Genomic DNA, 24,952 nt, shown 5'->3' with positions numbered 1-24,952 from the left:
GTGACGGACGTGGCGGCGACCGTGCCCCGGCACGACCCGAAGGTCGTCAAGGCACTGCGCAACTTCGCGGTGTCGATGACCGTGTTCAACATCATCGGCTACTCCGTGCTCGGGTTCGAGCAACCGTGGCTGTGGCCGTTCATCGCGCTGCTGACGGGCTACACCGTCGAGATCGGGCTCGAGCTCGTCGGGTCCAGGATCGACGGACGGCCACCGAGGTTCACCGGCAACGGCGTGCGCGGCGTGGTCGAGTTCCTCTACCCGGCGCACATCACCAGCCTCGCGATGAACATGCTCATCTACGTCAACGACCAGATCTGGGTGATGATCTTCGGTGTCACCGTGGCCGTCGGCGCGAAGTGGGTGCTGCGGGCACCTGTGCGCGGCCGGCTGCGGCACTACATGAACCCGTCGAACTTCGGCATCGCGGTCATCCTGCTGATCTTCCCCTGGGCGAGCATCGTGCCGCCCTACCACTTCACCGAGAACGTGCACGGCCTGTTCGACTGGCTGATCCCGGCGATCATCGTCACCGCCGGCACGATGCTGAACGCGAAGCTCACCGGCCGCATGTGGCTGATCCTGTCGTGGCTGTTCTTCTTCGTGGTCCAGTCGGTGGTCAGGGGGATCCTGTTCGGCACGTCGATCCCCGGCGCGCTGCTCACCATGACCGGTGTCGCGTTCGTGCTGTTCACGAACTACATGATCACCGACCCCGGTACGAGCCCGTCGAAACCGATCTCGCAGATCGCGTTCGGTGGCGGCGTGGCCCTGGTGTACGGCTTCTTCACCGGTGTGCACATCGCGTACGGCCTGTTCTTCGCAACGGCGCTGGTGTGCCTGATCCGCGGCATGTTCCTGTGGGGCATCCACTTCGTGAACAAGTCGCGTGAGCAGTTCGAGGCGAGCCAGGCCCTCGCGGCGAAGGAAGCCGGGACCGCGGTCGAGAGCTCCACGGGGAACGGCCAGGTCGTCTCGCCTCCCTCGACAACGGGCAAGGAGGTCGTACCGGCATGACGAAGATCGCGATCGTCGGTGTGGCCTGCCGCTATCCGGACGCGACGTCCGCGCGGGAGCTGTGGGAGAACGCGCTCGCCGGCCGCAGGGCCTTCCGGCGGCTCCCGGACGAGCGGATGCGCCTCGAGGACTACTGGGACCCGGACCCCGCGACACCAGACCGCTTCTACGCCCGCACCGCCGCCGTCATCGAGGGCTACGAGTTCGACCGGGTGGCACACCGCATCGCGGGCAGCACCTACCGCTCCACCGACCTGACCCACTGGCTCGCGCTCGACACGGCGGGCAGGGCGCTCGCCGACGCGGGGTTCGCCGGTGGTGAGGGCCTGCCCCGCGAACGCACCGGTGTCGTGGTCGGCAACACCCTGACCGGCGAGTTCGCCAGGGCCAACCTGATGAGGCTGCGGTGGCCGTACGTGCGCCGCACGGTCGCCGCCTCGCTGAAGGCCAGGGGCTGGGACGACGAGGAGCTCGGCGGCTTCCTCGCGGATCTGGAGGCCACCTACAAGAACCCGTTCCCCGCCATCGACGAGGACAGCCTCGCCGGTGGTCTCGCGAACACGATCGCGGGCCGGGTCTGCAACTACTTCGGCCTCAACGGCGGCGGCTACACCGTCGACGGCGCCTGTTCCTCGTCGCTGCTGTCCGTGGCGACGGCGGCGGGCCGGCTCGTCGACGGCGACCTCGACGTCGCCGTCGCGGGCGGGGTGGACCTGTCGATCGACCCGTTCGAGATCGTCGGTTTCGCCAAGACCGGGGCGCTCGCCCGGTCGGAGATGCGGGTCTACGACCGCGGGTCCAACGGGTTCTGGCCGGGCGAGGGCTGCGGCATGGTCGTGCTGATGCGCGAGGAGGACGTCCAGCCGCACCAGCGCGTCTACGCGACGGTCGCCGGGTGGGGCGTGTCTTCCGACGGCTGGGGCGGCATGACCCGCCCCGAGGTCAGCGGCTACCGGCTCGCGCTCGACCGCGCCTACGAACGGGCCGGGTTCGGCGTCGACACCGTGCCGATGTTCGAGGGCCACGGCACCGGCACCGAGGTGGGCGACGCGACCGAGCTGCGGGCGTTGTCCCAGGCCCGCGCGGCAGCGAACCCGGCAGCCGCCCCGGCCGCGATCAGCACCATCAAGGGCATGATCGGGCACACCAAGGCGGCGGCGGGCGTGGCCGGTCTGATCAAGGCCGCGCTGGCGTTGCACCACCAGACGCTGCCGCCGACGATCGGCTGCGTCGACCCGCACCCCGTGCTGGCGGAGGACCGGGCGAACCTGCGCGTCCTGCGCACCGCCGAGCCGTGGCCCGCGGACGCCCCGCTGCGGGCCGGCGTCACGGCGATGGGCTTCGGCGGGATCAACACCCACGTCGTGCTCGAGTCGTCCGTGCCGCTGCGCGCCCCCGACGCGAGGGCGCTGGAGATGTCCCGCGCCTCGCAGGACGCCGAGGTGCTGCTGGTCGACGCCGACTCGGCGGAGGCGCTGCGGGCCAGGCTGAGCGAGCTGGCCGAGTTCACGGCACGGGTGTCCTACGCGCAGCTCGGCGACCTGGCGGCCGTGTTGCACGCCGGGCTGTCGGACCGGCCGTACCGGGCGGCCGTGGTCGCGCGGTCGCCCGAGGACGCCGTGCAGGGACTCACCCGCGTGCTGGAGGCGGCCGACTCCGGTGTGACGACGTGGTTCGCGCCGGACGGTCGCGGCTTCCTCGGTCACGCCGCGGAACCGGCGACGGTCGGGTTCCTGTTCCCCGGCCAGGGCTCCGGCCGGGGAACGAGCGGCGGCGCGATGCGCAGGCGCTTCGCGGCCGCGCGGGAGGTCTACGAACGGGCGGCGCTGCCGGCGTCGGGCGACATGGTCGCCACGTCGGTCGCCCAGCCCCGGATCGTCACCGGGTCGCTCGCGGGGCTGCGGGTGCTGGCAGGTCTCGGCGTCACGGCGGACGTCGCCGTGGGCCACAGCCTCGGCGAGATCACCGCGCTGCACTGGGCCGGCGCGATCGACGAACAGACCCTGCTGCGCGTGGCGTCCGTGCGCGGCGCGACCATGACCGAGCACAGCGCCTCGGGCACGATGGCGAGCCTCGGCGCGTCAGCGGAGTTCGTGAGCGAGCTCGTCCGCGACTTGCCGGTGGTGATCGCCGCGTACAACGGTCCGAAGCAGACGGTCGTCGCCGGCAGCGAAGCCGCGGTGGCGGCGGCGGTCGAGGCGGCGGCCAAGGAGGGTGTGCAGGCCACGGCGTTGCGGGTCTCGCACGCGTTCCACTCGCCACTCGTGGCTCCGGCGGCCGACGCGCTGCACGCCAAACTGAGCGCCGAGGAGTTCGGCGCGGTCAGCGGGCACGTCGTGTCGACCGTGACCGGGGAGGCGCTGCCGTCCGATGTGGACGTCCCCGCCCTGCTGCGCGCCCAGATCACCGACCCCGTGCTGTTCTCGCAGGCGGTCGGGGTCGCGGCGAAGGACGCGGACCTGCTCGTCGAGGTCGGTCCCGGCCGGGTGCTGACGACGCTCGCGGCCGACGTGGCGCAGGTGCCCGTCGTCGCGCTCGACACCGACGACGAGTCGCTGGTGTCGCTGCTCGGCGTCGTCGGGGCCGCGCACGTCACCGGGGCAGCGCTGGACCTGAGGGCGCTGTTCGCGGACAGGCTGGTGCGACCGCTGCGGATCGGTCAGGACTTCTCGTTCTTCGCGAGTCCCTGCGAGCAGGCGCCGGAGTCGTCGGTCGGCGCGGCCAACCTGGTCGTGACGGCTGTGGCGGGCATGACCGTCGTCGGCACCGCGACGTCCACCGTGGACGTGCTGCGGGAGATGGCGGCCGCGCGCGCCGAACTGCCGAGCGAGGCGGTCGCCCCCGAGAGCAGGCTGCTCGACGACCTGCACCTCAGCTCGATCACCGTGGGACAGCTCGTCAACGAGGCCGCCCAGCGGCTCGGGGTACCGCCCGCCAGCGCGCCGACGAACTTCGCCACCGCCACCGTGCGGGAACTGGCCGACGCCCTCGACGACCTGAGCGCCACCGCCAGGGAGACCGACACCGCGGCGGCGGTCGTCACCGGTGCCGGACCGTGGGCGCGGGCGTTCGTCGTGGACGACGAACCGGTTCCGCTGCGGCCGGCGGCGGTGGCCGAGGACAACGGCCAGTGGCAGCTCTACGCCGAGGACGGCCACCCGTTCGCCGAACGGTTGCGGCGCGACCTCGAACGAGGGGGAACCGGGGACGGCGTCCTCGTGTGCCTGCCCGAGGTGTGCGAGGAACGGCACCTGGAGCTGGCGTTGCGCGGCGCGAAGTCCGCGGCGGCGCGTAACGACGGCCGGTTCGTGCTCGTGCAGCACGACACGGGCGCGGCGGCCATGGCGAAGACGCTGCGGCTGGAGGCGCCCGGCGTTCGGGTGACGATCGTGCACCTGCCCGCCGGGTCGGGGTGCGACGTCGTGCTGCCGGAGGTGCTGTCGACGACGGCGTTCAGCGAAGTGCGGTACGACCGCGAAATGACGCGCACGGTGCCGACGATGCGGGCACTGCCGGTGGCTCCGGCCGCCGAGATCCGGCCGCTGACCGACACCGACGTGCTGCTGGTCACGGGCGGCGGCAAGGGGATCACCGCCGAGTGCGCGATCTCGCTCGCCCAGGAGTGGGGAGCGCGGCTGGCGGTCCTCGGCAGGTCCGAGATCTCCGCGGACGCCGAACTGGCCGCGAACCTCGACCGCATGAGGGCGAGGGGCATCGAGGTCGCGTACGCGGTGGCCGACGTCACCGACGCCGAAGGGCTGCGGGCCGCCGTCGGCGAGCTGGAGGCCGCGCTCGGCCCCGTCACCGCCGTGCTGCACGGAGCCGGGCGCAACGAGCCGGTCGCGCTGCCCGCGGTGGACGCGGAACGGCTGCGGTCGACGATGGCGCCCAAGCTCGACGGCCTGCGCGCGGTGCTCGATGCCGTCGACGCGGGGTCGTTGCGGCTGCTGGTGACCTTCGGCAGCATCATCGGCCGTTCCGGGCTGCGCGGCGAGGCGCACTACGGCACCGCCAACGACTGGCTGGCCGCGCTCACCCGCGAGTTCGCCGACACCCACCCGTCCTGCCGTGCCCTGTGCCTCGAGTGGTCGGTGTGGTCCGGTGTCGGCATGGGCGAGCGGCTCGCCGTGGTCGAGTCGCTCTCGCGGGACGGCGTCACGCCCATCCCGCCCGACGAGGGCGTGCGGATCCTGCGCCGGCTGCTCGTCGACCCGCAGACGCCGGCCGTCGTCGTGGTCAGCGGCCGCACCGAGGGCGTCGACACCGTGCGGCACGACCTGCCGCCGTTGCCCCTGCTGAGGTTCGTGGACAAGCCGCTGGTCCGGTACCACGGCGTCGAGCTCGTCACCGAGGTGGAGCTGAACGCGGGCACCGACCTCTACCTCGCCGACCACCTGCTCGACGGCAACCTGCTGTTCCCCGCCGTCTACGGCATGGAGGCGATGACCCAGGTCGCCGCGGCGCTCACGGGACGCGAGTCCACCCCCGTGCTGTCCGGGATCCGGTTCCTCCGGCCGATCGTGGTGCCACCGCGCGGCACGACGACGATCCGGATCGCCGCGGTGGTCACCGCCGACGACGTGGTGGACGTGGCGATCCGCAGCTCCGAGACCGCGTTCGAGGCAGACCACTTCGTGGCCCGGCTCTCGTACGGCAAGGCGGTTCCCCAGGAGGACCCGGTCGTGCACACCGGTCTGCCCCCGGTCGCGCTCGACCCGGCGGCGCAGCTCTACGGCGACACCATGTTCCAGGGCCCGAGGTTCCAGCGGTTGCGGCGCTTCCACGAGGCGCGTGCCCGCGACGTCAGCGCCGACGTGGCCTTGAGCGCGCACCCGGACGGGTTCGCCGGCTACCTGCCCGCCGAGCTGCTGCTCGCCGACCCCGGCATGCGGGACGCGTTGATGCACGGCAACCAGGTCTGCGTCCCGGACGGGACGCTGCTGCCGGAACGGATCGACCGCCTGTACCCCGCGGGCTCGGGCATCGGCGCCGGTGAAGTGCGGATGCGTGCCACCGAACGCCACCGCGACGGCGACACCTACGTCTACGACATCGCGGTGTTCGACGGCGACGAGGTCGTCGAGAGGTGGGAGGGCCTGCACCTGCGTGCCGTGCGGCGCAAGGGGTCCGCCGGCCCGTGGGTGGCCCCGCTGCTGGGCTCGCACCTGGAACGGGAGGTCGAGGGCCTGCTGGGCCACCGGGTCGCGGTGGTCGTCGAACCCGACCGCGAGGCGGGCGCCGACCGGGCGACCCGGCGCAGGAGCACGGCGCTCGGGGTGAGCCGGCTGCTGGGACGCGAGACCGAGGTCCGGTACCGGACCGACGGCCGGCCCGAGGTCGACGCCGGGGTGGTCGTGTCGGCGTCGCACGCCGCCGGGGTCACCCTCTGCGTGGCCGCGGACCGCGTGACGGCCTGCGACCTGCAGGAGGTGCGTGAGCAGGAGGACCAGGTGTGGCAGGGGCTGCTGGGGCGGCGCCACCGCACGGCGGCGCTGCTGGCCGGGGCCGGTGAGCCGTTCGCGGTGGCCGCGACCCGCGTGTGGTCCGCCGTCGAGTGCCTGCAGAAGGCGGGTCTCCCGCTCGACACCCCGCTCACGCCGGAACCGGGCGGGCCGGAGGGCTGGGTGGTGTTCACCGCACCGGGGTTGAGGATCGCGACGCTGGTGACGGCGCTGCGCGGGGTCGCGGATCCCGTGGTCGCCGCCGTGCTGCTGGTGGAGGGGAGCTGACGTGGAGTCGTACTTCGAGATCAGGCACACGGTCGGCTTCGAGGAGACCAACCTCGTCGGCAACGTGTACTACGTGAACTACCTGCGCTGGCAGGGCCGGTGCCGGGAGATGTTCCTGGTGCGGCACGCCCCCGACGTGCTGACCGAGCTCCAGGACGACCTGAAGCTCTTCACGCTGAAGGTGGACTGCGAGTTCTACGCCGAGCTCACCGCGTTCGACGAGCTGGCGGTCAGGATGACCCTGGTCGAGCTGGCGCAGACCCAGGTCGAGTTCGGCTTCGACTACGTGCTGGTCGGGCCGGACGGGTCGGAGAAGCTCGTGGCGCGGGGCGCCCAGCGGGTCGCGTGCATGCGCGGCCCGAACAACGGGACCAGGCCGGCGCGGGTGCCCGACTCGCTGCGCCTGGCGCTCGAGCGGTACGCCCCGGCGGCGGCCTGATCATGACGGGGGAGACCTGCATGGACGAGTTCGAAGACCCGAAGACGTTGCGACGAGTCTTCGGCACGTTCGCGACGGGCGTCACCGTGGTCACCGTCGGGGGTTCGGCGCCGCACGGCATGACGGCGAACTCCTTCACGTCGGTGTCCCTCGACCCGCCGCTGGTGCTCGTGTGCGTCGGTCGTGATGCCTCGATGCACGGGCACCTCACGAAGACAGGGGCGTTCGGGGTGTCCGTGCTCGCCGCGGACCAGGAGGACGTCGCACGCCACTTCGCCAGCAGGTGGCGCCCGGCGGGCCACGCGCAGTTCGACGCGGTGGACTGGGTGCCGGGCACCAGGATCGACGCGCCGCTGATCGGCGGCGCGCTCGCCCGGTTCGAATGCACGCTGTGGCGCACCTACGACGGCGGCGACCACACGATCTTCCTCGGGAGGCTCCTCGCGACCGACGGTCCGGCCGGCCGCAACGCGTTGCTGTTCCTCAACGGCAGCTTCCACGCGCTGGAGCACTCCGGTCTGTCGGCCTGAACCACCTGAACACCAACGCGAAAGGCGGGTCACCACCGGTGACCCGCCTTCTCGCGTCCGTGTTCAGCTCGCCCGTGAAATCTCCAGCGCGGTGGTCCGGACGTCGAGCAACGCCATGAGCACCGGAGGATCGATGGCGGACATGGGGCGCAGGACGACGTCCACGACGTGCGCCACCGTGCTGCTCGACACGACCAGCGGCCCGTGCGAACCCACGGACGGCGTGCGGTCCGCGGTGTGTTCACTGCCCGCCGGCACCGTGTGGATGAGCAGGTGCCACGCGCCCTCCGGCACGTTCTCCAGCTGGAAGTGACCCGGCCCCGGCAGCACCGCGCAGCTGATCGGCGCCCCCTGCGGGATCGGGTCGCGAAACAAGCCGACGAACGTGGGGCCGGGCTCGCACTCGGCGGGGCAGTGGATCCGGCCGCTGACCGAGCTCGTGCGCCGCACCACGATGTTCTTGCGGTTGTCGACGGAGATGCGCGTCGTCCGGCCGCGCAGCTGCCGGTACTCGGTGGGGGAGAGTCCGACGCTGGTTTTGAACCGCGAACTGAACGTGCCGGGACTGTTGTAGCCGACCCGGTGGCTGATCTCCGTGACCCTCAGGTCGGTCGCCACCAGATACCGTTTGGCCTCTTGCAGTCGCAACGCCGAGAGAAAACGCGCCGGCGATACTCCGGTAACCCGTTGGAACACGCGGGTGAAGTGAAATTTGCTGAACATGGCGACTTTCGCCATGTCGTCGATGGTTATCCGCTCGCCCAGGTTCGTCTGCATGGCACCGACGACTCTCGCGACTGCTTGTTCACCGAGCTTGTCCATTGGCCCCCCAATCGGCTGTTGCGGTGGATGTAGCGGATTATCCAGTTGTTGGGAAAGTGCGTTGGAATCGCTCCAGCCGAAGCTAGCAGTGGGCAAAACGCCAGGCAAGGCGCGATTCAGGCATAGCGCTCCTCTGATGGCTTCACTCTCGGTAGGCGATTCATGGTTGCTATATCACCTCTACGCTTTGTCTATGCGCGGAGCGCATGGTCATGCTTTACGCCGGACCTGGCCTGTTGGTCCGTCCAGCCCAATGTCCTGAACCGCCCGGAGTTGTGGGTGCGCTCCCAGGAGTGGTGTTTTCGACGTCGCTCTCCGTGTGCGAAGGGGATCATCCCACCTCTTGAGTTGATCTTCCATTAATCGAGACCGCAATCCGGGAGATGCGCCGTTCGGGCGACGATCGCGAGAATGGTGTCCACGGAAAGCCTCGGCTGGTATTGGCCGCCTTCCGTGTCTTCCGCCGAACGGGTGGTTCGGCCTGTGAAAGTCAATGTTGCTCCACAGCCGGGCGTTCGCCCGAACCCACACGACAGGAGGACGCGCACGTGACCGCCAGCGAAGCGGAAACAGGGCAGAACGACGTCACGACGATGACGTTCGAGGCGTTCGCGGACACGATCGTGCCCGGCGAGAAGAGATGGCCCGGGGACGTCGCGGTCGCGGGGGCGAGCGCCGGTCCCGGTGCCGTGGCGGCCGGCGCCATCGAACTGCTGCGCATGCCGGAGGGAGGGATGGCCGCGTTGCTGGACCCGCTCGCGGGCCTGCTGAACAACCACGCGGCGACGTACGCGGCCGAGCACGACATCGAGCTCGACTCCGCGCTGCCACCGTTCGTCGCCTTGCCGTTCGGCGACCGCACGGCGGTGGTGCAGCTGCTGACCACACCCGGCCACCCGGAGAAGGAGGTCTGGGTCGGCATCGCGCTGTTCAGCAACATGGCCTTCGACACCGGCGCGCACATGCACACGACCGACGCGATCGCGGCAGGCCACCCCGGGCTGCTGACGATCGGGTTCGCGCCGCCGGACCCCGACGGCCTGTGGCGCTTCCCCGACTACACCTACGGCAAGCCCCTCGCGCGCCGTCACCCGGACACGACACCCTCAGGGAGCCCGGCATGAGTGCGTCCACAGTGGAGCAGACGGACGTGGTGGTGATCGGCAGCGGGTTCGGCGGCGCGATCACCGCCTACCACCTCGCCGCCGGTGGCGCGCGGGTCGTGGTCCTCGAACGCGGCCCCTGGCTGCAGGCCGCCGAGTTCGACCACGACTTCCGGCTCGGCTCGTCGTCCACCCGCGTGTTCGACTTCGTCGTGGGTGACGGCATGAGCGTGCTGAGCGGCAACTGCGTCGGCGGCGGCAGCGTCGTCTACTTCGCCGCGATGCCCAGGGCGCCCCGGTTCGTCTTCGACCGCCAGGGCTCGATCGGCAGGCGCATGTGGCCGGCGGCGATCACCAGGGACAGCCTCGACCCGTGGTACGACCGGGTCGCGGAGGCGTTGCCGATCAGCACGACCGACTGGGACACGATGACCTACGGCGGTGGCCTCTTCGGTGCCGCCTGCGCACACGCGGGCCACACCGCGAACCCGGTGCCCGCCGCCATCGACACCGCGCTGTGCACCAACTGCAACTGGATGATGTCCGGCTGCAAGTTCGACGCCAAGCGCTCGCTGCTGCTCAACTACCTGCCCGCCGCGCTCGCCCACGGCGCGGAGATCCGGCCGCTGCACGAGGTCCAGCAACTGTCCACGACGGACGGCGGCGGCTACCGGGTGCACTACAACGTGATCGACGGCGAGGACTACCGCGTGTCCACCGGCTCCGGCACGATCGACGCGAAGGTCGTGGTCCTCGCCGCCGGCGCCGGCGCCACACCCGTGATCCTGCAACGCTCGGAGCCCACGCTGGGCGCGATGCCGCACGCGGCCGGACGGTACTTCTCCGGCAACGGCGAACGCCTCAACACCGCGATCCTGAACGAGGACCGGGTGCGCGAGGTGCTCGGCATCAGCATCGACGAGGCCGTCACCTTCCAGGCCAACCAGATCGGCCGCGGCCCCTGCGTCGCGAGCTGGGACCGGCTCGACGGCTCGCTGCCCGAGTACTCGCGCTTCTCGCTCGAGCAGCTGTACTTCCCGCCCGGCCTCGGCACCATCCTCGCCCAGGTGCCCGACGCCACCGGTCCGACTTGGTTCGGCGTGGAGAAGAAGGAGATCCTGCGCCGCTGGAAGTCGTGGCTGACGGTGTTCACGATGTCCGAGGACGACAACGAGGGCGTCTTCGGCCCGCCTCCTCCCACCGGCAACGCCCACCGCATCTCCCAGCAGATGCTCGGCCGCGGCACGATCAGCTACCAGCCGACCGAGAACACGCGACGCGGCTGGGCGGAGTCCGACGCCGCGGTCCGCGACATCCTGGAACGCGACGGCATGTCCCGTGTGATGCCGTGGACGAACGACGTCGTGGGCGCGTACACCGTGCACCCGCTGTCCTCCTGCCGCCTCGGTGACGACCCGGCGACGTCGGCGCTCGACGAGAACCACGAGCTGCGCGGGCATCCCGGCATCTTCGTGACGGACGGCTCCGCCGTGCCGGGTGCGCTGACGGTGAACCCGGCGATGACGATCGCGGCACTGGCCGAACGCGCGGTGCCCGCGATCGTGCGGGCGGCTCGTCAACGCGGGGTCGACGTCTCCTACGGCGCACCGTCGCCGGACGGGGAGACCTCGGCGCGCAACGGCGTTCTCCCGCTGGTGTCACACCTGGTGGCGGAATGACGACGGCGGTCGCGCCCGCCGCGGTGGCTCCCGGCCCGCCGCGGCGGGCGACCCTCGCGGTGCTCGCGAGCATGGCCAGGAACCGGTTGCGGGTGATGTCGTCGATGTCGGCCCGGTACGGCGACGTCGTGCGGCTGCCCCTGGGGCCCAAGACGCTGAACTACTTCAACCACCCCGACCACGCGAAGCACGTGCTCGCGGACAACGCCGCGAACTACGTCAAGGGCATCGGCCTGACGCACGCCCGGCGTGCGCTGGGCGACGGCCTGCTCACGAGCGACGGTGAGCTGTGGCGCAAGCAGCGCAAGGTGATCCAGCCGGTGTTCCAGGCCAAGCGGATGGCGCGGTACGGAGGGGTGATCGCCCAGGAGGCGGCGGACACGGCGCAGAGGCTCCGGTCGCTGCGCGGTCAGACCGTCGACATCCGTGCGGAGATGACCGATCTGACGCTGCGGGTGCTCGGGCGGGTCCTGCTCGACGCCGACCTCAGCGAGTTCCACACGCTCGGGGCGTCGTTCGAGGCGGTGCAGGACCAGGCGATGTTCGAGATGATGTCGCTCAGCGCGGTGCCCACCTGGGTGCCGCTGCCGCGCCAGCTGAGGTTCCGCCGGGCTCGCGCCGACCTGCAGGACGTCGTGGACCGGCTCGGCGCCGACGGGGCGCGAGCGGGCGGGGACGACGTCGTGTCGCGGCTGGTCGAGTCCACGCGCGCGGAGACCGACGCGGCCGTCGGGCGGCGCCGGATGCGCGACGAACTGGTGACGTTGCTGCTCGCCGGGCACGAGACGACGGCGAGCACGCTCAGCTGGGCGTTCCACCTGCTCGACCGCCATCCGCACGTGGCGGCCGCGGTGCACGACGAGGTCGCCGGCGCGCTGGGTGACCGCATGCCGGTGTTCGAGGACCTGCACGCGCTGCCGTACACGTCGGCGGTGCTGCAGGAGGTCATGCGGCTGTACCCGCCGGTGTGGATCCTGCCGCGCCAGGCCAGGGAGGCCGACGTGATCGGCGGGTACCGCGTGGAGGCAGGCGCCGACGTGCTGATCTGCCCGTACACGCTGCACCGGCACCCGGCGTTCTGGGAGGCTCCCGAGCGGTTCGACCCCGGCCGCTTCACCGGTGACGCGGCGGGCCGGCCGGCCTACGCCTACATCCCGTTCGGCGCGGGACCGCGCTACTGCGTCGGCAACCACCTCGGGATGATGGAGGCGACGTTCGTGCTGGCGACGGTCACCAGGGCGCTGCGGCTCACCGGCGTACCGGGACGGGCGGCGGTGCCGGAGCCGATGCTGACGCTGCGCATGCGGGACGGTCTGCCGATGACCGTGTCCACCTGGTGAACACAGCGGAAGTGCCGATGGCGACGAGCCATCGGCACTTCTCGCATGTCCTCAGTGGACGATGCCGGCCTTCTGCTCGCCGAGGTGCCGGGCGGCGGTCAGCGCGGCCAGGGACAGCAGCCCGAGCAGGTCGCGGTCGTCCGGGTACTGGTCCCGGAACCGCGCGACGTCGTGGTCGCCGACCTGGTGCGGTGCGAGCGCGGTGAGCAGTGCGAGCCGGGCGGAGGGGACGGACTTCCGCCCGAGGGCGTGCAGGTGCTCGTCCACCCAGGACGCGCTGATGCCCGGTGGCCGGCCGAGGCGCTCCGGGACCACGGTGTCGAGCGTGTGGCGTGCCTCGTCGGGGAGGTGGGCCGCCGCCGCGGCGGTTTCGTTCGCCAGGGTGGCGAAAGCGGCGGCGACGGCAGGTGAGCCGGCCGCCCAGCCGAAGCCTTCCGGCGGTGGTGTGCCGAGGTGCAGGCCGGGCGCGCGACCGGTCTCGTTCCGCGCGGTGACCCTGCCGGACATCACCCTGCCGGCCACGCGCCGGGCGATGGCCCGCGCCCGCGGGGGGCCGGGCAGGAACGTGCCGTCCAGCAGGACGTTGATCACGCGGTTGAGGAAGTGGAAGTACACCAGGACGCCGACGTACTCGGGCGTGTGGGCCGCGGCGAACGGCGGTCGCACCGGCGTCTCGGCCCACGCCGCGAACGGCCGCAGGGCCGGGTCGAGCCCGTCCGCGCCGGCGCCGGACAGCAGCTGGGTGGCGAAGGACCCGGCGCCGCCGCCGTGGAGCATGATCGCGTGGGCGTCCACGCAGTAGGTGCACTCGTTCAGCCGGGACACGGTGGCGGCCACCGCCTCCTTGCTGACGCGGGGCGCCGTGCCCGCCAGCAGCGGTTCGCGGAAGGCCGCCCAGGACGCGGCGAGCAGTGCGGGCGCGGCGGAGAACATCGTCACCGCCTCGACGAGCCGCCCGACCTCCTTCGCGGACTGCGCGTAGACCTCGCGGACCAGGCCCGTCGCCCGTTTCGACGGGACGACCTCGACGTGTTTCACGATTCCGGACATGGCGGCCTCACCGGAAGTAGTTCTGGACGCGCTGGCGGAAAACCTCGTACGCGGGCACGGCGCCGTCCTCGGGGAGGTCCTCGATCTCCTTCGCGGCGATTTCCGAACATTCCTCCGCGCTGCGCCCGCAGAACACCTGGGCGGCCATTTCGCTGTGCGGCGTCACGAGGCCGGCGACCACCCTGGCGCGCATCGCGAAAACCGCGCCCTGGGCGACCTCGGGCAGGAGGTCACCGGCTCCTTCGACCAGTTTTCCGAGTTCGTTCTCGGTGACTCCGCCCGCATAGGAAGCGGCCAGTCCCGCTCCGCTGAGGAGGTCCGCGTGCCTGCCCTGGGGAAAGCGTCTGATGCTTTTCAGGAGACGGTCGACGTCGCCGCCGTGGATGAACCACATCGCTCGCCCGATGCCGTGGTCGATCACCCGGTTCGTGTACGCGGCGGGGCCGGGCCAGGCGAGCCGTCCGGGGACGCGGTGTTGCTCCACCCACGAGATGTGGTCGAAGTAGGCGAGGTGGAAGCCGTAGCCGTCCATGATCAACCAGCTCAGCGACGGGTGGTCGGCGAGCTTGCGCGCGTCGGGGATGGCCCGTGACCACAGCATTCGCGGCAACCTCGCCAGCGCGAACCCCACGCCGATGTAGGCCATGAAGATGTGCTTGGACGCGGGCGCCGAGGTGAAGTGGGGCCCGGCGAGGAACTGCTCGACGTGGCTGCGGCCGGGCAGCGGGGTGAGGGCGTCGCGAAGCGCCAGCGCCATCGTGGCGCCCTCGTAGGCGAAGCCTCGGTATTCGCGGGACAGTGCGTCGAGCCGCGCGATTATCGAGCCGTGGTCTTTGTGCTCGATGCCGAACTCGAATCCGTAGACGAGCTGCAGGGCGCTCATTTCGAGCTTGGCGCGCGCGGGTGTGTCGACGGCGAACCCGCGCCGGTCGAAGAGGACGTCCGAAGCGTCCGGCGTGACGAGCCGTTTGCGAATCAGTCCCGTGGTTGACATTTCCGGTGGGACCTCCTCTTGGAAAGGCGATTATCCACCGTTCAATGCTGGCACACCTTCCGGTCGGGCCGCTTCTCTCACGTTGCTCCCGGAGAAAAGAAAAATCGGACAACGGCAATGCGCGGTCGGATATTCAGGCCGGGGACTTCGTCAACGCCGTCGCGCGGACCGCGGCGGCCATGCTCGCCCACGCGGCGAGCTCGATCAGCGCGGCGTCGTCCGCCCGCACGTCCCGGATCACCTCGTCGTCCACCTGGTACGGCGCGAACGCGCACAGCAGTGCCAGCCTGACCGCCGCCCGGTCCCGCGGCCCGACGCGGCCGGCCGCGTCCCACGCCCACCTCCGGCTCGGCCCCTTGAGTCCGCCGTCCCAGGTGGACAGTTCCGCGGCGAGCAGCGCCCGTGCGGCTTCCGGGACCGGTGCCGAGTCGAAGACGGCCTTCGAGCGGGCGAGGGCCTGCGCGACGACCGGGCTGCCCGCCGCCCACGCGAGCTCATCGGGCAGTGGCGCCTCCGGCAGCGGGTTGCGTCCGGGCGGGACGCTCCCGGCGGACGCGATGAGGCCGGTGAGCATCCTCGTCACTGGGCCGAGCATGAAGGTCGGCGCGTACGGCGGCATCGGCCGTTCGGTGAGGAAGACGCTCACCATCCTGTTGAAGTACTGCAGCGTCGTCGCGACACCGAGCACCTCCGGCAGCTGGTCGGCGGTGAACCGCCCGGTGTCCGCGAGATCCACCCTGCCGCCACCGAACCTGGCCGTGGTCGCGGTGTGGACGGTGACGCAGTAGGGGCACTCGTTGGCCTGCGACACCGCCGCCGCGACGCCTTCCTTGGTGCCGCGGTCGAGCCGGCCGGGAGCGAGCACGACCTCCCGCAACATCACCCAGGACGCCCGCAGCACGGCGGGTGCCGCCGCGTGCAGCACGACGGGGGGTGCCAGCACGCCGAACTCGCTTTCGACCGCGCGGTAGACCTCGAGGACCTCGGGGCCGGCCCTGCGGAACGGGACCGGCCTGACGTGCCGGACCTGGGCGAGGGAGAGGCCGCGCAGGGCCTTGCGGAGCAGCGAGCGCGCCATCGGGCCCCCAACGGTTGCATGATGCTACTCACTGGAACGCTACGGTACGTCGGTTCGATCACGCAACTGGCGGTTTAGCATGGGGAATGCTCGGACGAAGGTACGACGACCAGGTCTGCTCAGCCGCCCGCGCGCTCGAGGTGGTGGGCGAGCGGTGGACGTTGCTGATCATGCGGGACGTGCTGCTGGGTGTCGTGCGGTTCGACGGCCTGCTGGCGAGCCTGGGCATCGCCCGCAACGTGCTCAGCGACCGGCTCACCGGCCTGGTGGAGCACGGCGTGCTGGAACGCGTTGCCTACCGGCGGCACCCGCCGCGCTACGAGTACCGCCCGACCGCGGCCGGCCGGGAGCTCGCGGTCGTGGTGGTCGCGTTGATGCAGTGGGGCGACCGGAACGTGCCGTCGCCGGACGGGCCGCCGCGCACCGCCCTGCACACGACGTGCGAAGGGGAACTGGTCGCGTGCCTGATGTGCCCGGACTGCGGCGAGCCGGCCCGTCCCGGTGAGGTGGCGACGAGGTCGAACCGCGCCTGACCCGCGGGCACCCGCTACAGCGGCACGACCGCCGAGGAGCCGTTCGACTCGAACCCGTGCGAGTACTCCGCGGCGAACTCCTCGCCCAGGCGCTGCCGGACGCCGGCTTCCACCCGGTCGCGGTCCGCTCGCTCGGCGGCTGTCAGCGTGGCCCCGGCGGACCGCCGTGCCGCCTCGGCGGCCCCGAGCAGCCGCGCCGCTTCGGCCGGCAACGAGTCGGCGAGGCACGCCCCCGCCAGCCCCTCCATGGCGACGGCGACCGCGCGCTGGTCGCCCAGCGAGCGGGCGACGGTGAGTCCCTCGAGGTGCCGGGCCCTCGCGGTCCTGGTGTCGCCGCGCTGTTCGGCGACGAACCCGAGCTCGGTGAGGATGAGCCACAACCCGATGCCCGGCTCCCACTCCCACTCCAGCACGGTGCGCAGGTGGCGTTCCGCGGCCTCGAGGTCTCCCGCCCGCCGGGCGATGAGGCCCAGGTTGATCTCGGCGAAGATCTGGCCCGGCTTGTAGCTCTGCTCACGGGACAGGCGCAGGGCGCGTTCGTTCAGCTCGCGGGCGCGCGCGTGGTCACCGCGCAACATCGAGACGCGGCCCAGCCAGCTCAGGCGGTCCGCGGCCTGCGGCCACAGGCGCAGCTCCTCCGCCATGCGCAGGCCGTCGCGGTGCAGGCGGGCCGCCTCCTCGTAGTCGCCCTCGATCTCGGCGAGGCCACCGAGCGCCTCGGTCGCGCGCAGCTGACCCCACCGGTCGCCGAGCTCACGGAACAGCGCGAGGCTCTGCGAACCGTTGCGCCGCAGGGACTCCAGGTCACCTCGGGTGTGCGCGCGGATCGCCTGCAGGCTCAGCGTCGCGGCGACACCCCACCGGTCGCCCAGCTCGCCGAACGTCTCCTGCGCGCGGTTCACCAGGTCCTCGCTGGTGGACTGGGCGCCGAAGTCGGCCTCGACCAGGCCGAGGAAGAACTGGGCGAACGCCTCGCCCCGCGGGTCGTCCAGCGAGTCGTACGCGGCGAGCGCGGCGGCACGCGCGGCCGCCCGGTCCGCCACGTCGCTGCCGAGGAACGTGATGCCCGCGTGCCACGCCGAGGCGCGGGCCCGTTCGGCCGAGTGCGCGGTGTCGAGGGCCAGGGCGGTGGACAGCGCCCTGCGTGCCTCGGACAGCCTGCCCCGCAGGTACCAGTACCAGGCCAGCGCGTTGACCAGCCGCAGCGCGCCGGGACCGTCCGCGGTGTCGAGTGCGGTGCGCAGGTTCGCGGACTCGGCGTCGAGGCGTTCGAGCCACTCGCGCTGGGCGGGTCCGCGCAGGTGCGGTTCCGCGGTCTCGGCCAGTGCCGTGTAGTACCGCCGGTGCGCTTCCTGCACGATCTCGGTCTCGCCGGCCTCGGCCAGCCGTTCGCGGCAGTAGGCGGCGACCGACTCGAGCAACCGGTACCGGGTGCCGTCCGGTGTGTCGACGGCGGTGACCAGCGACCGGTCGACCAGGTCCGCGACCGCGTCCAGCACGTCGGCCGCCGCGACGGTCCCGCCCGCGCACACCGCCTCGGCCGCGGTCAGCGTGCACCCGTCGGAGTGCGCGGCGAGCCTGCGCAGCACCGCGCGACCGACCGGGTCGAGCGGCTCCCAGCTCCAGTCGATCATCGCGCGCAACGTCTGCTGGCGCGGTGGCGCGTCGCGGTAGCCGTCCGCGAGCAGCCGGAACCTGTCGTCGAGCCGGGCCAGCAGCTCGCGCAGCCCCAGCGACCGGGCCCTGGTCGCCGCGAGCTCCAGCGCGAGCGGCACCCCGTCGAGCCGGGTGCACAGCTCGGCGACGGCCTGGGCGTTGCCCGCGTCCAGCGTGAACGAGGGCGCCGACCGGGCGACGAACAGCTTCACCGCGCTCGACCGCTCCACGACGTCGGGTGGCGTGCCGGGTGGGGGCAGGTCGAGCGGCGAGACCGTCCACACCGACTCGCCCGCGATGCGCAGCGGCTTCTGGCTCGTCGCGAGCACCCGCAGACCGGGCGCGGCGGCCAGCAGCCGTTCGGTGATCGCCGCGACCTCGGTGACGAGGTGCTCGCAGTTGTCCAGCACCAGCAGCATCCGCCGGGTCCGCACGGCCTCGGAGAGCACCTCGGTGCCCGGCACGTCCCTGATGCCGAGCGCCGCCATCACCGCGCTCGGGAGCAGACCGCCCTCGGTGATCGTCGCGAGCTCCACGAGCCAGGCGCCGTCCGGGTACCGCGCGGCCGTGCGGGTCGCCACCTCCACCGCGAGACGGGTCTTGCCGACGCCACCCGATCCGGTGAGCGTCACGAGCCTCGAGGAGGCCAGCAGCGCGCAGACGCCGGAGACGGCCTCGTCCCGGCCGATCAGCTCGGTGGGCGGCACGGGGAGGGTGGCGGGGCGCCGGCCCAGCGGTACGAGCGAAGGGTCGTGGCGCAGGATCGACCGGTGCAGCTCGGCGAGCCGCTCACCGGGTTCGAGCCCCTGTTCGTCGTGCAGCAGCGCCCGCACCTCGCGGAACGACGCCAGCGCCTCGCTCTGCCGCCCGGCCCGGTAGAGCGCCAGCATGTGCAGCTCGCGGAGCCGTTCGCGCAGGGGGTGGGCCGCCACCAGGTCGCCGATCTGGCCGAGCAGCGCGGCGTGCTCGCCGAGCTCCAGCCGGGCCTGGGCCAGCTCCTCGGCCGCCGACAGCCGGTCTTCCTCCAGCCGGGTGATCTCGGCGCGGGCGAACGGCTCCCCGGCGAAGTCCGCGAAGGCGGCCCCGCGCCACAGCGCCAGCGCGTCGCCGAGCAGGCGGGCGCGCTCGCTCAGGTCCGTGCTGGCGCGCGCGGCGGCGGTGAGGGCGGCGAACCGGTCCGCGTCCACACAGCCGGCGCCGGTCCGCAGCACGTAGCCGGGCCGCTGGGAGGCGAGCAGGTCGCGCGCGCCGGGTTCGCCCGCGGCCAGGGCCTGGCGCAGCTTGGAGATCTTGGTCTGCAGGGCGCCCGTCGGGTTGACCGGCAGGTCGTCGCCCCACAGGTCCTCGATCAACGCGGTCGCCGACACCGGGCGGTTGCGGTGCGCCAGCAGGTTCGCGAGAAGTGCCCGCACCTTCGACTCGGGAATCTCGACGGGGCGGCCGTCGGCGGTTCGGACGGCGAGCGGCCCGAGCACCGCGAAGAACATGCGCACACGATACCGGCCGAAAGAATTCCGACAGTGCGGACGCGCAGGGTGACCCGGATCGATGAGTTCGGGTGCCGGCCACGGCACCACACGGAAGGACAAGTTCATGGATTCGACCGGTCCGGCCGAGGACACCACGCGGGCGGGGCGGCGGGAGTGGATCGGCCTCGCGGTGCTCGCCCTGCCGACGCTGCTGCTGTCGCTCGACCTGAGCGTGCTGTTCCTCGCGCAACCCCAGCTGAGCGCCGACCTGAACCCGTCGGCCAGCCAGCAGCTCTGGATCATGGACATCTACGCGTTCATGATCGCGGGCTTCCTCGTCACCATGGGCACCCTCGGTGACCGCATCGGCCGCCGCAAGCTGATGCTGTACGGCTCCGCCGCGTTCGCCGTCGCGTCCGTGATCGCCGCCTACTCGACGACGCCGGAGATGCTGATCTTCGCGCGGGCCCTGCTCGGCATCGCCGGCGCGACCCTGATGCCGTCCACCCTCGCGCTGATCATGACGATGTTCACCGACGCCAAGCAGCGCGGCTTCGCGATCGGCGTCTGGCTCAGCTCGTTCATGGGCGGCATGGCCGTCGGCCCGGTGATCGGTGGCGCCCTGCTCGGCTGGTTCTGGTGGGGATCGGTGTTCCTGATGGCGGTGCCGGTGATGGTGCTGCTGATGGTCACCGCCCCCGTCCTGCTGCCGGAGATGCGCGACCCGGACGCCGGACGCATCGACCTCCTCAGCGTGGTGCTGTCGCTGCTCGCGATCCTGCCCGTGGTGTACGGCCTGAAGGAGATCGCGCAGCACGGCTTCAGCGCGTTCGCGGGCGGGTCCGTCCTCGTCGGCATCGTGTTCGGCGTGCTGTTCGTGCTGCGCCAGCGCACGCTCGACAGCCCGCTGCTCGACCTGAAGCTGTTCCGCAGCAGGACGCTGAGCGGCGCGCTGGTCGTCATGCTGCTGACCTCGGCGACGATCTCGTCCAGCATCATGCTGTTCAGCCTCTACCTGCAGACCGTCCGCGGGTACTCGGCCGTCGAGTCCGGCCTGTGGCTGATCCCGGCCGCGGCCGCCCTGATCGTCACGTCGCTGGTGGCACCGAAGATCGCGCAGAAGGTCCGCCCGGCCTACGTGGCCGCCGCCGGTCTCCTGGTGGCGGCGGCCGGTCTCGCGGTCGTGTCCCAGGTCGGCACCGCCACGAGCCTCCTGGTGGTGCTGCTCGGGTTCGTCCTGGTGCAGGCCGGTGTCGGTCCGATGGGCTCGCTCGGCACGGAGATGATCGTCGGCTCGGCGCCGGAAGAACGCGCCGGCTCCGCCGCCTCGGTGTCGGAGACGAGCACCGAGCTGGGCGTGGCCATCGGCGTCGCGACCTACGGCACGATCGCGGCGGCGGTCTACCAGAACCTCGTCGCGGTGCCGCCGGGCGTCCCCGCGGAGGCCGCCGCGGCGGCCGGGGAGACGATCAGCGGTGCCGTCGCGGCGGCGGAGGGACTGGCCGCCGACACGGGCGCGGCACTGCTCGACTCCGCCCGTGCCGCGTTCACCAGCGGCGTCAACACCGCGGCGGGAGTCGCCGCGGTGATCCTGGTGGTGCTGTCCGGGCTGACCGTCGCCCTGCTGCGGCACGTCGGCAAGACCGGCGAGGAGTCACCGGCCCCGGCCGACGCGGGAATCGCCCTGGCGGCGGAACGGGAAGCCCGGTGACCCGGTCGCGCCGCGACCTGGTGACGACGATCCCCTGATCGTCCGGTCGCGGCGCGACCACCCCGCGGGTGGGTCCGGCATCGTCCCCCCTCGATGCCGGGCTCACCCGTGTTCGCGCATCGTCCGCACGCGAAAAGGGCCGGGGAGTCCCCGGCCCTTTCCGTCATCGCGTCACGCGGGCAGGCTCGAGAACTGCCCGGCCTCCCGTCCGGCTCCCGCCGGCCCGCGGTAGGCCTGTGCGACCTCCAGCCAGCCGAGCGCCTCCTCTCCCTCGGCCACCACCGCGAGATCCGCGTGGTGCCGCCGCCTGGCCACGAGCAGGCAGAAGTCCAGCGCCGGTCCCGAGATCCGCTGCGAGGCGTCCTGCGGACCGAACGTCCACAGCTCACCGGACGGCCCGGTCAGCTCGAAGCGGAACGGCTTCTGCGGTGGCGTGAGCCCCCGCGCGAGGTAGCCGAACGTCATGGTGTGGAAACCGAACCCGCACAGGTGCTTCAACCGGCCGGTCGGCTCGCGGCGGATGCCGAGGGTGTCGGCGATGTCCTGGCCGTGGGCGAAGAGCTCCATCATGCCGCCGGCGGCCAGCACCGGCGCGGGCAGCGGGTTCACCAGCCACGGCACGAGCTGGCCGTCCGGCACGGACGACAGCGCGCTGCCCGCGGCCTGCCGTTCGGCCCGCCAGCGTTCGAGCAGCTTGCGGGGGCCGAGCGAGAGGAACGGGGCCAGCGCTCCCGCGACCGCCCCGTCGAAGTCGGCTCCGATGCCCGCCACGAGGGTGGCGAACGCGGCCGGGTCGGAGGCGGCGAGGCCCGCCATGCGGGTGGTCGAGGTGAGGTGGGCGATCTGGTGGGCGATCGTCCAGCCGGGCGCGGGGGTCGGCAGCGACCACTGCGACTCGGTGAGGGAGGCGACCATGCGGTCGACCTCCTCACCTTCGGCCTTCAGTGCGAGGTAAACGTTCTCTTCGGTCACGCGTCTGTCCTCCTGGGACCGGGGCTACACGATGTGGACGTCGGGCACGTAACGGATCCAGCGGCCGCCCGACTCCCGGAACCCGATCTCCTTGGCCAGGATCTCGTCGGCGTGGTTCCACGCGAACAGCACCGCGTAGTCGGGGTAGGGGTCGGAGAAGGCGGCCGGCGGGCGCACGGGGATGTGCGAGCCGGGGGTGACGCGGCCCTGCTTGGTGACGCTGGTGTCGCAGATGAACGGCACGAGGTCCGGCCCGATGCCGCAGAAGTTGAGCACCGTCGCGCTCTTCGCGGTCGCGCCGTAGCCGACGACGCTCTTGCCCTCCGCGCGCAACGACCGCAGCAGCTCCACCAGGTCGGTTCTGATCTGTGCGACGTTCGAGGCGAACCGGGTGAGCGTGGCCGGCGAGGTGAGGCCGGACAGCTCCTCCTCGGCGGCGAGCTCGGCGACAGCCGGCGACACCGCGCGGGTTCCCTTGCGCGCCAGGGTGTACCGCAGCTCGCCGCCGTGCACGGTGAGCCGTTCGACGTCGACCAGTTCCAGTCCGTGCATCAAGGCCATGTACTGCACCGAACGCACGGTGAAGAAAAAGAAGTGCTCGTCGTAGATCTGGTCGAACGAGTTGCGCTCGACGATGTCGGCGAAGTACGGGTCCTCGAAGACGAAGATCCCGCCGGGGGAGAGCAGCGCGGCGACGCCGCGCAGGATCGATCCGATGTAGGGGATGTGGCACAACGTGTTCGCGGCGAACACGACGTCGGCCGGGCCGTGCTCGGCGAGGATCTCCACCGCGGTCGGCTCGTCGAAGAACGTGTTGCGCACCTGCACGCCCTTCGCGGCGGCGCGCTGGGCCACCCCGCCGGACGGTTCCACCCCGAGGTGGTGGACGCCCTCCGCGGCGAACCACTCGAGCATCACGCCGTCGTTGCAGCCGATCTCCACGACGAACGGTGCCGGCCCGGTCAGCTCGTCGCGGCGCAGCCGGGCGGCCAGCGCCGCGAAGTGCTCGCGCATGAACCGCGAGCCCGACGACAGGTAGGGGTAGTCGTGGTGGAACATCCGGTCCCGGGGCACCTCGGACATCAGCTGCACCATCGTGCAGGACTCGCAGACCCCGACGGCGAGCCGGAAGCGGAAGTCGCCGGCCGGATCACCCGGCAGCACGAAGGCGTCGGAGAGCGGCTGCGATCCGAAGTCGGCGAACTCGCGCACGACACCGGCGCACACGTGGCAGACGGAGTTCTTCCGGTTGTCGTTCATCACGCCCCCGCTCGTTGCTGCTCGACGAGCTGCGCCAGCACCGGCACGAGCTCACCCGGACTCGGCGCGGCGGCGGCGTCGAGCCGCAGCCGGTGCGCCCCCTCCGCGAAGGACGGGTCCTCGATCACCCGCATGACCCGCTTGCGCATGACGTCGATCGAGTGCCGCGCGAAGTCGAGGGTGAGCCCGGCCCCCTGGCCGACCACCCACGCCGCGGTGTCCGACGACTCGATGTCCTTGGCCGCCAGTGCCCATTCGGTGCCGGCCTCACCCTCGGCGAGCAGTCCCTCCTCACCCCCGGAGTCGAGGATGAGCTGCGGCACCCGCAGGCCGGCCGCCGCGGAGAACGTGCCGACGCCGCCGTGGTGGATCAACGCCGCGCACGTGGGCAGGAGCTGGTTGAGCGGCACGTAGTCGACGACGCGCACGTTGCCCGGCACCTCGCGCACACCGGCCAGCTGCGTCTCGTTCAACGTCGCCACGACGTCGACGTCCAGTTCGGACACCATCTCCAGCAGACCGGGCACGTGGTCCCAGCCGCCCTTCATGACCAGGCGCCGCGACTGCCCGAGCGACAGCGCGACGCGCGGCCGGTCCTGCGGGGCGTAGAGCCAGTCCGGGACGGCGGTCTGGCCGGAGTACGGGATCCAGCGCATCGGCACCGTCCTGGTGGCCACCGGCAGCCGCATGCCCGCGGGGAGCGGGTCGATGGTCCACTGGCCGAGCAGCAGGTCGCGGTCCACCTCGACGCCGTGCCGCTCGGCGGCGGGGCGAACGGTCTCCGCCAGCGGGTTCCAGTTCGTCCCGACGCGGTCGAGCACCCACGCGAAGTAGTCGAGACCCCAGTGCAGCCGGGCGTGCGCCGCGCCGCTCACCCGCGCCCCGATGGCCGCCGCCGGGAAGCACGCGTCCCAGACGACGAGGTCCGGTTTCCAGGCGCGGCAGAAGTCCACGAACTCGTCGACCACGGGCAGCGCGTCGGAGGCGGTGGCGCCGACCGGGTGGAAGTCCCAGATGGGCGGCAGCATGAACTGGCAGAAGACGTCCCAGAGGTTCTGCTCGGCCGGGCTGAACGGACCGAGCGCGCGTCCCGTCTCGTCGAGCCGCGCGCGTGTCTCCGGCGGTGTCGGACGTCCCGGTCCCATCAGGACCGGTGCGCTGTCGGCGGTCCCGAGGGACACACCGGTCAGCCCGACCGCGGCGACGGCGTCGGCGAGCGCCGGATGCGCGGCGACGCAGACCTCGTGCCCCGCGCTCTGCAGCGCCCAGGCGAGCGGAACCATCGGGTTCAGGTGCGACGGCGTTGGCCAGGGGGTGAACACGACTCGCATGCGGCTGCTCCTCAGAGGGGGAAAGCGAATGACGCAGGCACGGCGACGGCCATCCTGAGTCGCGCGGAGCAGCGTCCGCATCTCCGAGGTTGCGGAGCGTGAAACCGCTGGCACCCCTGGGTTTCCGACCCCGGATTGCAAGGCGTCGGCAGCGCAATCTGCGAGAAGGAAGTGCCGCTGTCCAAAGCTACGGTCAGCGGGCGCGCGCATCGGGTGGAATTCGCAGGCTGAGGAGGAAG

At 71.9% G+C, this 24,952-nt stretch carries 17 protein-coding genes; 9 read left to right on the top strand and 8 right to left on the bottom strand.

All coding sequences use genetic code 11. The annotated features are described in order from the left end of the window. From V1227_RS09210 to V1227_RS09195, 4 genes are read left to right on the top strand one after another with little or no spacing between them, the layout of a single operon-like run. On the top strand, window positions 1-1,017 hold the full coding sequence (locus tag V1227_RS09210; RefSeq protein ID WP_442916524.1) for an enediyne biosynthesis protein: 1,017 nt from the start codon (window positions 1-3) through the stop codon (window positions 1,015-1,017). Beyond that, window positions 1,014-6,746 carry a type I polyketide synthase gene (locus V1227_RS09205; RefSeq protein ID WP_329792083.1) on the top strand — a complete coding sequence of 1,911 codons (5,733 nt, stop codon included), beginning with the start codon at window positions 1,014-1,016 and terminating at the stop codon, window positions 6,744-6,746. Before V1227_RS09210 ends, V1227_RS09205 begins: the two co-directional genes overlap by 4 nt. A 1-nt stretch (window position 6,747) precedes the next feature. Then, window positions 6,748-7,185, top strand: a complete 438-nt coding sequence (locus tag V1227_RS09200) for an acyl-CoA thioesterase (RefSeq protein ID WP_090096843.1) — start codon at window positions 6,748-6,750, stop codon at window positions 7,183-7,185. Between the two features lie 20 nt (window positions 7,186-7,205). Then, window positions 7,206-7,715 (top strand): flavin reductase family protein, encoded by a 510-nt coding sequence (locus V1227_RS09195; RefSeq protein ID WP_236221769.1) that lies wholly within the window; start codon window positions 7,206-7,208, stop codon window positions 7,713-7,715. Window positions 7,716-7,778: 63 nt separating this feature from the next. On the opposite strand, the gene V1227_RS09190 is transcribed toward V1227_RS09195, so the two are convergent. Beyond that, window positions 7,779-8,633 (bottom strand): AraC family transcriptional regulator, encoded by an 855-nt coding sequence (locus V1227_RS09190; protein WP_329792082.1) that lies wholly within the window; start codon window positions 8,631-8,633, stop codon window positions 7,779-7,781. A gap of 497 nt (window positions 8,634-9,130) precedes the next feature. Here V1227_RS09190 and V1227_RS09185 point away from each other — a divergent pair, with 497 nt between their 5' ends. Genes V1227_RS09185 through V1227_RS09175 form a run of 3 tightly spaced genes read left to right on the top strand, consistent with a single transcriptional unit; the run spans window position 9,131 to window position 12,659 of the window. Then, window positions 9,131-9,661: a DUF5987 family protein gene (locus V1227_RS09185; RefSeq protein ID WP_329793985.1), complete on the top strand. Its 531-nt coding sequence runs from the start codon at window positions 9,131-9,133 to the stop codon at window positions 9,659-9,661. Beyond that, entirely contained in the window at window positions 9,658-11,319 is a 1,662-nt protein-coding gene (locus tag V1227_RS09180) for a GMC family oxidoreductase (RefSeq protein WP_329792081.1), read from the top strand. Before V1227_RS09185 ends, V1227_RS09180 begins: the two co-directional genes overlap by 4 nt. Next, entirely contained in the window at window positions 11,316-12,659 is a 1,344-nt protein-coding gene (locus tag V1227_RS09175; RefSeq protein ID WP_236221771.1) for a cytochrome P450, read from the top strand. Before V1227_RS09180 ends, V1227_RS09175 begins: the two co-directional genes overlap by 4 nt. A gap of 51 nt (window positions 12,660-12,710) precedes the next feature. Here V1227_RS09175 and V1227_RS09170 read toward each other — a convergent pair whose 3' ends face one another. The 3 genes from V1227_RS09170 to V1227_RS09160 all read right to left on the bottom strand — a co-directional run bounded on the left by V1227_RS09170 (window position 12,711) and on the right by V1227_RS09160 (window position 15,781). Beyond that, window positions 12,711-13,709 (bottom strand): carboxymuconolactone decarboxylase family protein, encoded by a 999-nt coding sequence (locus tag V1227_RS09170; protein WP_329792080.1) that lies wholly within the window; start codon window positions 13,707-13,709, stop codon window positions 12,711-12,713. Between the two features lie 7 nt (window positions 13,710-13,716). Next, window positions 13,717-14,703 carry a DUF1702 family protein gene (locus tag V1227_RS09165; protein ID WP_329792079.1) on the bottom strand — a complete coding sequence of 329 codons (987 nt, stop codon included), beginning with the start codon at window positions 14,701-14,703 and terminating at the stop codon, window positions 13,717-13,719. 133 nt (window positions 14,704-14,836) lie between these two features. Beyond that, a complete protein-coding gene (locus tag V1227_RS09160) occupies window positions 14,837-15,781 on the bottom strand; it encodes a carboxymuconolactone decarboxylase family protein (protein WP_329792078.1) in 945 nt (314 codons plus the stop codon). An 86-nt stretch (window positions 15,782-15,867) separates the two neighbouring features. On the opposite strand from V1227_RS09160, the gene V1227_RS09155 reads away from it, so the two are divergent. Further along, complete coding sequence (locus V1227_RS09155; protein WP_329792077.1) at window positions 15,868-16,314, top strand: winged helix-turn-helix transcriptional regulator; 447 nt, start codon at window positions 15,868-15,870, stop codon at window positions 16,312-16,314. 14 nt (window positions 16,315-16,328) lie between these two features. On the opposite strand, the gene V1227_RS09150 is transcribed toward V1227_RS09155, so the two are convergent. Further along, window positions 16,329-19,457, bottom strand: coding sequence for a BTAD domain-containing putative transcriptional regulator (locus tag V1227_RS09150; RefSeq protein ID WP_329792076.1), 3,129 nt, complete (start codon window positions 19,455-19,457; stop codon window positions 16,329-16,331). Between the two features lie 106 nt (window positions 19,458-19,563). On the opposite strand from V1227_RS09150, the gene V1227_RS09145 reads away from it, so the two are divergent. Next, the gene (locus tag V1227_RS09145) at window positions 19,564-21,150 is read left to right on the top strand and encodes an MFS transporter (protein ID WP_329792075.1); all 1,587 of its coding nucleotides are present in this window, start codon (window positions 19,564-19,566) and stop codon (window positions 21,148-21,150) included. A 171-nt stretch (window positions 21,151-21,321) separates the two neighbouring features. Here the strand turns inward: V1227_RS09145 and V1227_RS09140 are convergent, their stop codons facing one another. Genes V1227_RS09140 through V1227_RS09130 form a run of 3 tightly spaced genes read right to left on the bottom strand, consistent with a single transcriptional unit; the run spans window position 21,322 to window position 24,713 of the window. Continuing rightward, window positions 21,322-22,122 (bottom strand): TIGR03084 family metal-binding protein, encoded by an 801-nt coding sequence (locus tag V1227_RS09140; protein ID WP_329792074.1) that lies wholly within the window; start codon window positions 22,120-22,122, stop codon window positions 21,322-21,324. A 24-nt stretch (window positions 22,123-22,146) separates the two neighbouring features. After that, window positions 22,147-23,382, bottom strand: a complete 1,236-nt coding sequence (locus tag V1227_RS09135) for a class I SAM-dependent methyltransferase (RefSeq protein WP_329792073.1) — start codon at window positions 23,380-23,382, stop codon at window positions 22,147-22,149. Then, entirely contained in the window at window positions 23,382-24,713 is a 1,332-nt protein-coding gene (locus V1227_RS09130) for a nucleotide disphospho-sugar-binding domain-containing protein (protein ID WP_329792072.1), read from the bottom strand. The genes V1227_RS09135 and V1227_RS09130 overlap by 1 nt, the downstream gene beginning before the upstream one ends. Window positions 24,714-24,952 lie beyond the last annotated feature (239 nt).

This window comes from Lentzea sp. DG1S-22, from assembly GCF_036321065.1.
Lineage (GTDB): Bacteria > Actinomycetota > Actinomycetes > Mycobacteriales > Pseudonocardiaceae > Lentzea > Lentzea jiangxiensis.
This window is presented reverse-complemented; position numbering and strand designations above follow the sequence as displayed.